Annotated in this window: 15 protein-coding genes and 1 riboswitch; all 15 genes read left to right on the plus strand. The window is 45.7% G+C overall.

All coding sequences use genetic code 11. The annotated features are described in order from the left end of the window. Window positions 1-96: 96 nt before the first annotated feature. The 15 genes from phnC (at window position 97) to C9J48_RS27910 (ending at window position 12239) form a co-directional block, all read left to right on the plus strand. On the plus strand, window positions 97-906 hold the full coding sequence (phnC, locus tag C9J48_RS12270; RefSeq protein WP_006230558.1) for a phosphonate ABC transporter ATP-binding protein: 810 nt from the start codon (window positions 97-99) through the stop codon (window positions 904-906). 87 nt (window positions 907-993) lie between these two features. Then, on the plus strand, window positions 994-2004 hold the full coding sequence (gene phnD / locus C9J48_RS12275) for a phosphonate ABC transporter substrate-binding protein (protein WP_006230557.1): 1011 nt from the start codon (window positions 994-996) through the stop codon (window positions 2002-2004). A 61-nt stretch (window positions 2005-2065) separates the two neighbouring features. Continuing rightward, complete coding sequence (gene phnE / locus C9J48_RS12280; protein ID WP_006230556.1) at window positions 2066-2860, plus strand: phosphonate ABC transporter, permease protein PhnE; 795 nt, start codon at window positions 2066-2068, stop codon at window positions 2858-2860. A 77-nt stretch (window positions 2861-2937) separates the two neighbouring features. Next, window positions 2938-3633 carry a phosphonate metabolism transcriptional regulator PhnF gene (gene phnF / locus C9J48_RS12285; protein ID WP_006230555.1) on the plus strand — a complete coding sequence of 232 codons (696 nt, stop codon included), beginning with the start codon at window positions 2938-2940 and terminating at the stop codon, window positions 3631-3633. Next, window positions 3634-4083 carry a phosphonate C-P lyase system protein PhnG gene (gene phnG / locus C9J48_RS12290; protein ID WP_006230554.1) on the plus strand — a complete coding sequence of 150 codons (450 nt, stop codon included), beginning with the start codon at window positions 3634-3636 and terminating at the stop codon, window positions 4081-4083. A gap of 39 nt (window positions 4084-4122) precedes the next feature. Continuing rightward, entirely contained in the window at window positions 4123-4767 is a 645-nt protein-coding gene (gene phnH, locus C9J48_RS12295) for a phosphonate C-P lyase system protein PhnH (protein WP_006230553.1), read from the plus strand. Then, entirely contained in the window at window positions 4758-5912 is a 1155-nt protein-coding gene (locus C9J48_RS12300) for a carbon-phosphorus lyase complex subunit (protein WP_006230552.1), read from the plus strand. The genes phnH and C9J48_RS12300 overlap by 10 nt, the downstream gene beginning before the upstream one ends. After that, on the plus strand, window positions 5913-6815 hold the full coding sequence (locus C9J48_RS12305; protein ID WP_006230551.1) for an alpha-D-ribose 1-methylphosphonate 5-phosphate C-P-lyase PhnJ: 903 nt from the start codon (window positions 5913-5915) through the stop codon (window positions 6813-6815). It abuts the gene before it with no gap. After that, window positions 6812-7645 carry a phosphonate C-P lyase system protein PhnK gene (gene phnK / locus C9J48_RS12310; RefSeq protein ID WP_006230550.1) on the plus strand — a complete coding sequence of 278 codons (834 nt, stop codon included), beginning with the start codon at window positions 6812-6814 and terminating at the stop codon, window positions 7643-7645. Before C9J48_RS12305 ends, phnK begins: the two co-directional genes overlap by 4 nt. A gap of 12 nt (window positions 7646-7657) precedes the next feature. Further along, window positions 7658-8377 (plus strand): phosphonate C-P lyase system protein PhnL, encoded by a 720-nt coding sequence (phnL, locus tag C9J48_RS12315; protein WP_006230549.1) that lies wholly within the window; start codon window positions 7658-7660, stop codon window positions 8375-8377. Window positions 8378-8473: 96 nt separating this feature from the next. Then, complete coding sequence (gene phnM, locus C9J48_RS12320; protein WP_006230548.1) at window positions 8474-9610, plus strand: alpha-D-ribose 1-methylphosphonate 5-triphosphate diphosphatase; 1137 nt, start codon at window positions 8474-8476, stop codon at window positions 9608-9610. Between the two features lie 19 nt (window positions 9611-9629). Next, complete coding sequence (gene phnN, locus C9J48_RS12325; protein ID WP_006230547.1) at window positions 9630-10235, plus strand: ribose 1,5-bisphosphokinase; 606 nt, start codon at window positions 9630-9632, stop codon at window positions 10233-10235. After that, window positions 10232-10999, plus strand: a complete 768-nt coding sequence (phnP, locus tag C9J48_RS12330; RefSeq protein ID WP_006230546.1) for a phosphonate metabolism protein PhnP — start codon at window positions 10232-10234, stop codon at window positions 10997-10999. Before phnN ends, phnP begins: the two co-directional genes overlap by 4 nt. Further along, window positions 10996-11670, plus strand: a complete 675-nt coding sequence (locus C9J48_RS12335) for a DapH/DapD/GlmU-related protein (protein ID WP_006230545.1) — start codon at window positions 10996-10998, stop codon at window positions 11668-11670. The genes phnP and C9J48_RS12335 overlap by 4 nt, the downstream gene beginning before the upstream one ends. A gap of 263 nt (window positions 11671-11933) precedes the next feature. Continuing rightward, a riboswitch (cyclic di-GMP riboswitch) is annotated at window positions 11934-12018 on the plus strand. A gap of 77 nt (window positions 12019-12095) precedes the next feature. Beyond that, complete coding sequence (locus C9J48_RS27910; protein WP_165481757.1) at window positions 12096-12239, plus strand: hypothetical protein; 144 nt, start codon at window positions 12096-12098, stop codon at window positions 12237-12239. Window positions 12240-12321: the final 82 nt, after the last annotated feature.

The following is a 12321-nucleotide window of genomic DNA, read 5'->3' on the forward strand; positions in this document are numbered from 1 at the left end:
CACAATCTCTTCGTCACCTGCCTGACATATTTCATCAATAAAACATTCATATTTTCCCTGCACTGTAGGTCTCGAATCAGACTTGAGGTCAGGGACATGGACAACATCATTACAATTCGACATGTAAATAAAACGTTCGGCGGGAAGAAAGCGCTAGACGGGATCAATTTGGATATTAATAACCGTGAAATGACTGCGTTATTAGGGCCATCAGGTTCGGGGAAATCAACGTTATTACGTCATCTTAGTGGATTAGTCGTGAGTGATAACAACCCTCAATCCAGTATCAGTGTATTGGGTAAGGTTGTGCAGTCAAAAGGCAAGCCAAGTAAAGAGGTACGCACTTGTCGGGCTCAGGCTGGTTATATCTTTCAACAATTTAACTTAGTGAATCGATTGAGTGTGCTGACTAACGTGTTGGTTGGCGCGCTGAGCTCTACGGCTAAGTGGCGCACGTTAACTGGTACGTTTACTGCAGAGCAGCGTTCACGTGCACTGAAAGCGCTAGAGCGTGTTGGCATGGAACAGTATGCAATGCAGCGTGTATCTACCTTATCGGGCGGTCAGCAGCAACGGGTTGCCATTGCGCGCGCGTTGATGCAGGAAGCCAAAATTATCTTTGCAGATGAACCGATCGCATCGCTGGACCCAGAGTCATCTCGTATCGTAATGGAACTACTTGAAGATATAAATAAGCAAGAAGGTATTCCCGTGATTGTCACATTGCATCAGGTCGATCATGCCTTGAAATACTGTAGCCAAATCGTGGCATTACGTGATGGCAAGGTCTTTTATCAAGGCGTTAGTGAGGGACTGTGTGAACGGAAATTGGCAGAACTGTACGGTGCAAAACCGCAACCCGCACCAGCTATAGCGATTCAACCTGAGCTAGCCCCATCTTTTTAGTCCAAGACCTTAAAGATGATTAGACATTATTTAACGCGATTTAATACCAATTTAGCTTGGTATAACAACTATGCAGGGAAGGGAAACATGCTTCGTTCAATCCAGAAAGCGTTAGCCATACTGGCTGTTTGTTCTGCGGCGATTAGTTCGTCGGCAGTGTTCAGCCAACAAGCTATAGCGAGTGAGATGAAAACCATTAACTTCGGCATCATCACCACCGATGCACAGCAGAATTTACGCCAGCGTTGGCAACCGATGCTGGATGACTTGGGTGACGCGTTGGGCGTACCGGTGAAAGCATACTTTGCCCCTGATTATGCTGGCATTATTCAAGCTATGCGGTTTAAAAAAGTAGATTTGGCATATTACGGCAACAAGTCAGCAATAGAAGCGGTTGATCGTGCTAATGCTGAAGTGTTTGCTCGTTATATCGGGGAGGACGGGCTGGAGGGGTATTACAGTGTATTACTTGCTAACAGTGCTAATGACAAGATCAACACCTTGCAAGATGTGATCGATCAACGAGCATCACTCAATTTCGGTAATGGTGAACCCAATTCTACGTCGGGTTTTCTAGTTCCAAACTATTACGCTTTGGCACAAAACCACATTTCAGCCCACGACTTTAAACGCACGGTTGTTGCTGGCCATGCCGCCAACGTAATGGCTGTGGCGAATAATCAAGTGGATGTGGCGACCAACCACACTATGAACTTGGTTCGTATCAAGAAGAGTAACCCTGAGCTGTACAAAAAACTGAAGGTGATTTGGCAGTCACAACTGATCCCGTCCGATGTAATGACATGGCGTAAAGATATTCCTGAAGAAACTAAAACGAAAACCCGCGATTTCTTCCTGAGTTATGGCAAAGATGGTAACCCGCAAGCACTGAAGAACCTTAAGGGGCTGTCGTGGTCGGGTTTTGCTGCAACGGATAACAATCAACTGTTACCTATCCGCCAAATGGAAGCATATAAAAACTTGATTGAAACACAAGATAACCCGCGCCTAGATAATGATGAAAAGCAGAAGCGTATCACTAAAATTCAGCAGGAACTGGATACCTTATCCCGTCAGATTAATGCTGTTAAAGGGTAATTATCACTGTTCGGGTTATTCGCCGAATAACCCGTTTGTTTGACCGTAATAGGATTGAGCCATGTATACGGAAACGCAAAAGCAAAAATTCGTACCAGAATCTAAATTATCGCTTAAAAAAGCCGTTTTGGTGGTGGTGGTTTTGTCAGTATTGATGTGGTCATGGCGTGGCGCAGAAATGGCACCAATGCTATTTCTTGAACACCCTGAAAACATGGTGCAACTACTGAACGATTTCTTTCCACCAGATTTCATTGATTTAGAATTGTATATCAGTGAAATGATCGTCACGATTCAAGTCGGAATTTGGGGCACGGTGTTAGCGATTATTCTAGCAGTACCATTCGGCATTTTGAGTGCAGAAAACCTGATGCCGATGTGGGTAACGTTTCCAATGCGTCGCCTAATGGATGGGCTTCGTGCTATTAACGAAATGGTATTCGCGATGCTGTTTGTCGTCGTGGTTGGATTAGGTCCTTTTGCTGGGGTAATGGCATTGTTTATTCACACCACTGGTGTGCTGGCGAAGCTATTTGCAGAAGCCATAGAAGCCATTGAACCAGGTCCGATTGAAGGCATTAAAGCCACAGGGGCAAACCCGCTAGAAGTGATTTTATATGGGGTAATTCCACAGGTAATGCCGTTGTGGATTTCTTATGCACTATACCGTCTTGAATCCAATATTCGTTCAGCCACAGTGGTAGGTATGGTTGGGGCTGGTGGTATTGGGGTATTACTTTGGCAGTCTATTTCAGGTTTTCAAATGCAACAGACCGCCGCCATTATGTGCATTGTGATTGTGACGGTCAGTATTATTGATTTTATATCGCAAATCATTCGAAAAAGATTCATTTAAATTTCATTTAACTGTTCTACAAAAATAAAAATTTTACGTTTACATGTCTAGATAAGTTAAATCGTTAAAGGAATAACATGCCTGTTTATTTAGATATTGCCACGCAATTAGATAATGACGTTCGTAATAAATACCAAGCTGGTGATTATTTACCGTCGGAATCACAACTTGCACAGCGTTTTAATGTGAACCGACACACGGTGCGACGCGCTATTGATGAATTGGTGGCGACAGGCATGGTGCAGCGCCATCAAGGGAAAGGCAACATGGTGCTTCGTCAGCCTCATGATTACTATTTACATGCAGGGGCACACTTTACAGGAAACCTGTTAGAACAAGGCTCGCTGCCTAGAAGTGAGGTGTTACAAGCTCGGGTTATTATTGCCAATAGCAAGATTGCTGAACGCTTGAATAAGCCAGCAGAAAGTAAAGTTATTCATATTCGCACGTTTAGAAAAATAGACGGTATTCCGCGTACTGTGATTGATCATTATTTATCAGATACGACGTGGTGGGCGGTATTGAAATATTTTAATACCGGATCATTACATCAGTTTATTAATAAAGAATTGAATATTGAATTACAGCGTAAAAATACACGTTTGCGTGCACAAATACCGACGAATGAAGATTGCCGATTATTACAGATTAATTCCAATATTCCTATTTTAAAAATTAAAACCACCAATGTCATTAAAGGAACAAATATTGTGGCGGAATATTCCAGCTCGAATACACGTTCCGATGTCATTGAATTAGTTATGGAGCATTAAATGGACGCTTCTCAGCAGAGAAAAACATGGATGTCGGTATTAGCCCGAGCGGCTTTTTCTGACCTTCAAACACAGTGGGTAACATTGGATTTACCGTTGCCTATATTTCAAGTGATTCGCCCAGCCGAAATTGGTCTAGCCCAAGTCAGGGCACGTATGGGAGGAGGCGGACGGCAGTTCAACATGGGGGATGTCACCCTAACACGTGCTGTTGTGAAATTAGATAGCGGTGAAATGGGGTACAGCTATTTGCAAGGTCGCAATAAACAGCATGCTGAATTAGCTGCAGTCATTGACGGCTTAATGCAAACCTCTGAATACCAAGCGCGCTTAACTCGTGAATTGATCACGCCATTAGCGGCATTAAAAGCGGAGCAAGAGCAGTTACGTCAACAACAAGTGGCGAGCAGCAAAGTTGATTTCTTTACGCTGGTTCGTGGTGAAGATTAAGCCTGAATTTCAGTGCATTTAAAGAAAGGGACAATACCCATGAGTATGATTTCACCAGCATTTAGTGATGCGGTGCACGATAGCCAAATTTGTTTTCGTCGTTTATTGAAAGCCATGTCAGAGCCTGGCGAATGTGTCGAACTGGATCGTCTCAATGATCGCAGCAATGATCATGAAAAGGGGAGTGGTTTTGGCATTATGATGAGTGCCTGCAGCCAAACCTTATTGACGCTAGCAGATAACAGCACACCGTTGTGGCTATCACCGAGTTTTATTCAAGACAAAGCAGTAATAGAAAATCTGACGTTTCATATTGGCGCTCCGATTACGCAAACTGCAGACAGTGCAGCGTTTGCAGCAGTGTCGTACCAAGATAGCGCAACAACGCCGTGGCTAACCTTGCCGCTGTGTATCGGTAATGAAGAATACCCTGATCGCAGCACGACCGTGATTGTCGAAACCGACAGTTTATCGAGTGGGGTAGCGCTGACATTGACCGGACCTGGTATCGAAAAAGCTCGAGATATTTATCTCGGTCAACTTCCTGATGACTTGCTGACCTTGTTATTACAACGCCAACACTTGCCGAGTTTTCCATTGGGATTGGATTATATTTTTGTGAGCGGTCAACACGTTATTGCCATTCCTCGTTCAACGTTGCTGGAGATCAGCCCATGTATGTAGCTGTGAAAGGCGGTGAGAAAGCGATCAGTACCGCTCACCAATTACAAGCCGATAAACGCCGTGGTGATAAAGCATTACCTGCATTGTCTGTGGCACAGATCAGTCAACAATTAGCAGGATCTGTCGATCGCGTAATGACTGAAGGGGGGATCTACGATAAAGAATTGGCCGCTCTTGCGATTAAACAAGCCGCTGGCGATCTGGTCGAAGCGATCTTTTTACTTCGTGCTTACCGAACAACCTTGCCACGCTTGGCAACAACGCAACCGGTGAATACCTCGGCAATGCGTATTGAACGTCGTATTTCCGCTACCTATAAAGATTTACCTGGTGGTCAGGTATTAGGTCCAACGTACGATTATACCCACCGATTGCTGGATTTTTCGTTACTTGCAGAAGGCACTGAGACGACTGCGAGTCGTTCTGAAACAGCAACGCAGACCGTTCATGCTCGCATTACAGAACAGGTTGCGAGCGGTGCAGCGTTAGTAAAGGAAGCTGAACCAGAAGTATGCCCACAAGTGCTGGGGATCTTAGAAAAACTCGACATGATGCTGGTGGAAGAAGATAACCAGCAAGTACCTGAAGATATTACGCTCGAACCTGTTAATTATCCGTGTGATCGATCTGCTCGTTTGCAGCAATTAGTTCGTGGTGATGAAGGTTTCTTGTTGGCGCTGGGATATTCCACTCAACGTGGTTATGGACGTAACCATCCCTTTGCTGGCGAGATTCGCTCAGGACAGGTTACGCTGTCACTTCTTCCTGAAGAGCTAGGCTTTGAAATAGAGATCGGCGACCTTGAGCTAACGGAATGCCAGATGATTAATGGCTTTGTTGGCGATAAAGCGGTGAAACCTAAATTGACTCGAGGCTACGGCCTTACGTTTGGTTTCAATGAGCGCAAGTCTATGTCGATGGCACTGTTAGATCGTGCTTTACAAGCGCCAGAATTTAACGAAGCGGTTGATAGCCCAGCACAAGATGAAGAGTTCGTATTAGCACATGCCGATAACGTCGAAGCGGCTGGCTTTGTTTCTCACTTGAAGCTACCACATTACGTCGATTTCCAAGCTGAATTAGAGCTACTGCGCAAGATGCACAAAGAGCATGACGACATGACTCAAGACAGTGAGGGCAAATAAATGAGCCAAGTAATTAATGCATCATCAACATGTCAAAGTGATGATTCAAATACCGATTCCTGCACTGATTACAATACAGGTTACAACTACGGTTATTTGGATGAGCAAACCAAGCGGATGATTCGCCGTTCATTATTAAAAGCGGTCGCGATTCCAGGATACCAAGTACCGTTCGGTGGCCGTGAAATGCCAATGCCGTACGGTTGGGGAACGGGTGGGGTCCAACTAACCGCTGCCATTCTGGGTCAAGCAGATACCCTAAAAGTGATCGACCAAGGCGCGGATGACACTACTAATGCTGTCTCGATCCGCGAGTTTTTCAAAACGGTAGCGGATGCCCGTACTACTGAACGCACGGTAGATGCGACAGTGATTCAAACCCGTCACCGTATTCCAGAGGTATTACTGAAAAAAGATCAGATCCTCGTTTATCAAGTGCCGATCCCAGAGCCGCTGCGCTTTATAGAGCCTCGTGAAACCGAAACCCGAAAAATGCATGCCCTGCAAGAGTACGGCATTATGCATGTGAAACTGTACGAAGACATTGCGCGCTTTGGCCATATCGCAACTGCATATGCTTACCCCGTGCGTGTGAATGATCGTTACATCATGGATCCTTCTCCTATTCCAAAATTCGATAACCCTAAAATGGACAACATGCCTGCGCTGCAATTGTTTGGTGCTGGGCGTGAGAAACGTATTTATGCCATTCCGCCGTTCACCAAGGTACGTAGTTTAGATTTTGAGGATCACCCTTTTGAAATCCAGCAGTGGGATGAACCCTGTAGTATTTGCGGGGCGACCAATACCTTCCTAGATGAAGTGGTCACTGATGATGAAGGTAATCGCATGTTCGTGTGTTCAGACACGGACTATTGTGGCTCGCAAGGGGAAAGCGCATGAATACGTCAACGCAACAAGCACTAATTGCCACTACTTCGGATGATGAACAGCCACTATTGTCGGTGAAAAATCTCACTAAATTGTATGCGCCGGGTAAAGGTTTTTCGCAAGTGTCATTTGATTTATACCCAGGTGAAGTATTGGGCATTGTTGGGGAATCGGGCTCAGGCAAGAGTACCTTACTACAGGCTATTTCAGGGCGCTTACAGCCTGATGGCGGTGAAGTGTTATACCTACGAGGGGATACTGACACCCCATACCAACAGGTTGAAGAACTGTATGCGATGGCGGAAAGTCAGCGCCGTCATTTACTACGCACAGAATGGGGGGTTGTACACCAACACCCAATGGATGGCTTGCGTGGTCGCGTTTCTGCTGGGGGCAATATTGGTGAGCGTTTAATGGCCGTCGGCCAACGTAATTACAGTGAAATCCGCGAGCAATCTGCTACATGGTTAACCGATGTTGAAATTCCGGTCGAGCGGATTGATGACATGCCGACGACATTTTCTGGCGGTATGCAGCAGCGATTGCAGATCGCCCGTAATTTAGTCACGCACCCGAAGCTAATTTTTATGGATGAGCCGACAGGGGGCTTGGATGTTTCAGTGCAGGCAAAGCTACTGGATCTATTACGTCAGTTAGTAACTGAGCTGGATTTGGCTGTGATTATCGTGACTCACGATCTGGCTGTTGCGCGTTTGTTGGCGCACCGTTTAATGGTGATGAAACACAGTGAAGTGGTCGAAACAGGGCTGACCGATCAAGTGTTGGATGATCCACAGCATCCGTATACCCAGTTACTTGTATCGTCAGTGCTGCAGAACTAAAAAGGATATCTCATGACTTCAATGGTAAACGTTTCAAATGTCAGTAAAACTTTTGTTTTGCATAATCAAAATGGCATGTCACTACCGGTGTTAACTCAGGCCAATTTAACCGTTTCGCAAGGTGAATGCGTGGTGTTGCATGGTCATTCCGGCTCGGGTAAATCGACCTTGTTACGCGCCTTATACAGTAACTATCTGGTTGATCAAGGCAGCATCGAGATATTGCACCATGGCCATTGGGTCGACTTGGCACAAGCTACTCCGCGTGAGGTTCTGAATGTGCGCCGTGACACTATTGGTTGGGTGAGTCAGTTCCTGCGTGTAATTCCCCGCATTAGTGCATTAGAAGTGGTGATGCAGCCAATGATTGAACGAGGCGGATGCCGCAAGGCAGCGGAAGTGAAAGCAACTTCATTGTTGGCGCGTTTGAATGTACCAGAACACCTTTGGCACCTTGCACCTGCAACATTTTCGGGTGGTGAGCAGCAACGTGTCAATATTGCACGAGGCTTTATTGTGGATTATCCCGTGTTATTGCTTGATGAACCAACAGCGTCGTTAGACACCGAAAACAGTGCGGTAGTGGTCAGTTTGATCAATGAAGCCAAACAACGTGGTGCTGCAATCGTTGGTATTTTTCATGATGAAGATGTACGAGAGAAAGTGGCAGATCGTTTATATGCCATGCAACCAGTGAATACGGCAACGGAACTGCAATCTCAGTGCGCTTAATTTAATTGCCTAGAACTTGAAGCTTAACCTTGAAGCTTAATAAAGACAGGCAAAGCGTTATCAATAAGCCAACGGTGTGAAATAAAGGATGACAGAATGATCATTACCAACGTGAACTTGGTACTTGAAGACCAAACAGTAAAAGGCTCGATTGAAATTGAAGGCGGTATTATCCGCACCCTATCAGATACTGTTAGCCAGTTACCCCAAGCGATAGACGGGGAAGATGGTTGGTTAATGCCAGGGTTGATTGAGCTACATACCGATAATTTAGAAAAGTATTTTACACCACGGCCGAAGGTAGATTGGCCACCGTTTTCTGCTATGAGCGCACACGACGCGCAATTAGTCTCATCTGGCATTACCACGGTATTGGATGCCGTCGCGTTGGGTGATTACCGTGAAGGCGGTAAACGGCACGATAATCTCGATAAGCTGATAGAGACAGTGATAGAAAGCCAGCGTCGAGGCGTTAATCGTGCAGACCACTTTTTGCATTTACGTTGCGAAGTGCCGCACGAAACGACGGTCGATATGTTTAAGCGTTACGCACATTTACCTGATGTGCATTTAGTCTCTTTGATGGATCATGCGCCGGGTCAGCGTCAATTTGTGAATGTGCAAAAATATCGCGACTATTATCAAGGTAAGTACAAGTTTAACGACCAACAAATGGCAGCGTTTGAAGTTGAACAGCGTGAACGATCACAAGTATGGTCGGCACCTAACCGTGAAGCTATTTGCCAATACTGTCGCGAGCATAATATTCCGATGGCTAGCCATGATGATGCCACCGTTGCACACGTTGAAGAATCGAAAGCGCTAAAAATGGTGATTGCAGAATTTCCAACCACCGTCGCAGCGGCACAAGCGTCACATGCTTTAGGGCTGAAAGTCATGATGGGAGCGCCTAACGTGGTACGAGGCGGGTCTCATTCCGGCAATGTTGCTGCTCATGAGCTGGCACAGCTAGGAGTGTTAGATATTCTTTCATCTGATTATTACCCTAGTAGTTTATTAGATGCCATCTTCCGTATTGCGCACGACGATCGTAATGGGTATTCCCTGGCGACGGCGACCCAATTAGCAACCATAAATCCGGCGCAGGCCCTGCAATTGGATGATCGCGGTGTAATTGAGGAAGGAAAACGTGCCGACTTATTGCTGGCTCATCAGCGTCACGACCATACGTATGCAACGCGTGTTTGGCGTGAAGGGAAAGCTGTATTCTAATTAAACGAAGGATCAATCTATGGCTCGAATTTTTTATGTCATTGGTGCCTCAGGTGCAGGAAAAGACAGTGTAATTGATGCGGTGCGTCAGGCTTGGCCTTCCAATATCTTGGTTGCCCATCGTTACATCACCCGCGCAGCATGTGCGGGTGGTGAAAACCATATTGCGCTAACCGAAGCAGAATTTGTCTATCGTCGGCACCATGATTTATTCGCGATGTATTGGCAAGCTAATGGGCTGCATTATGGGGTGGGGTTAGAAGTCGATTTATGGTTAGCCAACGGCTGTGATGTCATGGTAAATGGATCCCGCGAGTTCTTACCCCAAGCGCTTGCACAGTATGGAAACTTATTAGTACCTGTTGTTGTCGATGTTGCTTTGAGTGTGCTTGAGCAACGGTTACGCATTCGTGGTCGTGAAACAGAAGCCGAAATTCAGCAACGGCTTATGCGCGCGCGAGACTTTCAACACTGCGTGTTAGCAGATGGTAGTGCTCATGCTGATATGACTGAAAGTTGCGAACGGTGGCGGTTGGATAACAGCGGAACTATCGCGCAAACATTAGCGCAATTTAACCGTTACTACTGCGCTGAACTTGAACCAGAGTCGGTAGGGTATCGATGAAACTGACCTTATTGGGAACGGGCAATGCCGGCATGTTGCCCGTTTACGGTTGTACCTGCCAAGCTTGCGATCGTGCCCAGCATACCTTGTCGTATCGACGTAAAAAAACGTCAGCGGTGATCGAACATCAAGGTAAGCAATTATTGTTGGATGCTAACGCGGATGATCTGCTCACGCGTTTTCCCGCGGGCAGTATCGATAGAATATTACTGACCCATTATCACATGGATCATGTGCATAGTTTATTTGATCTACGCTGGGGGGAAGGCACACCTATTCGTGTTGACGGGCCGGATGATCCCCAAGGCTGTGATGATTTGTTCAAACATCCCGGATTATTGGTTTTTCGGCCTCCACTAACAGCCTTTAAAGCGTTTAGTTGGCAAGGTATTACCATTACGCCATTGCCGATGAACCACTCCAAAGTGTGCTTTGGTTATTGCTTTGAATGGCAAGGACGACGTATTGCGTACTTAACCGATACGTTGGGATTACGAGAAGATGTAACTGCGTGGCTAGTTGCAAACCCCATTGAAATGATGCTGATTGATTGTAGTTTTCCGCCCTCGTCATCTCGAGAAGGTCGCCCACCAGTGAATCATAATGACACCGATACGGTGCGTATTATTCAACAGGAATGCCACCCCAAAAAAATGGGATTGATTCATGTTGGTCATGATTTGGAGTCGTGGGCGATGGATAACCCTAATTACTTTACCGCGTGCCGCTTTCTGGCCTTTGATGAACAGGAATTTGATCTATGAGCCAACCTGCGACACAGATACTGGATGCAACCCCTTCTGTTGCCCCTGACAGTAAGTTACACAGCACGACATTAGGTCGGTGGACGGAAATTGCCGAACGTTGCATTCTTAATAATGTCACCGTAGGTGATTACAGCTATATACAAAATGACTGCAACCTGATGTTTACCGAGGTGGGAAAATTTACGTCGATTGCAGCCAGTGTTCGCATTAATCCCAGTAATCACCCTTGGTGGCGACCGACCTTACACCATTTCACCTATCGCCCAGGTAAATTTCAGTTGGGTGAAGAGGGCACTGCGGTTGATGATGAAATTTTTGACTGGCGTGAAGAAGACAAAGTCGTGATTGGTCACGATGTCTGGATTGGGCATGGGGCGATCGTGTTGCCCGGTGTGAGTATTGGAAATGGCGCGATTGTCGGTGCGGGTAGTGTTGTGACGAAAGATGTACCACCATGGACGATTGTGGTCGGTAACCCTGCTCGGGTATTACGTCCTCGATTTGAATCGCATGAGATGGGGGAGCGACTGGAAGCTCTTGCGTGGTGGGATTGGTCTGATGACAAGCTCAAACAAAATCTCAGTATGTTTCGAGAAGATACCGCTGACTTTCTTACCTATGCTGAGGCGATGATGGAAAAGAAGAATAGCTTATTTCCTGCTGAATAGGTACGCAGGAGAAAGACTGAATGTGTTGAATATCTAGCATAAGAATTTTGTATGCTCGGCTGAATTGGTATTCATATGATTAGTGGTAAATAGGACTAATTAAAGTTTAAACAACTGTTTAGTTTGCCGTAAAGTAAAATATTGCTACAAAAACAGAGAATATGTTGTGATCTCCTGTGAAATTAAATGCACTTAAGCCTGCTTTTTTAGGCATTTAATGTAGAGTGGTTATGAGTGATGAAGATCACATTTAAACCAAATAACCACATTATTGGCAAACTATCCTAAAGGGTAGGACGCAAAGCTTCCGGTCTGTCGACGCCAGTCTATGATAGCGGGGTTACCGTCTTTTCAAGACGTAAAATTGCATCAAGCATGCCGATTCTATGGTTGTTTTTTTCTATAAAACAACGGGATCAGTGATAATGATTATTACAAAAAACACACTTCTACCAGTTACCTTGGCGCTGTTTAGCTCAGGATATTGTATTCAATTGCCACCTAGTGCGACTCAGTTTGATCCGGGTGTAGGTTCAGATTGGAGTACAGCTTGGACTAAGCTGAACTAACCCCTTTCACCAGCCTTGTCATGGGGTTGGTCTTCCTGCTTATCTACGTCCTAATTATGTTAAACGTCTAAACTCAAGGCTA

It is taken from the genome of Photobacterium profundum, assembly GCF_003026285.1.
GTDB classification, from domain to species: Bacteria; Pseudomonadota; Gammaproteobacteria; order Enterobacterales; family Vibrionaceae; genus Photobacterium; species Photobacterium profundum.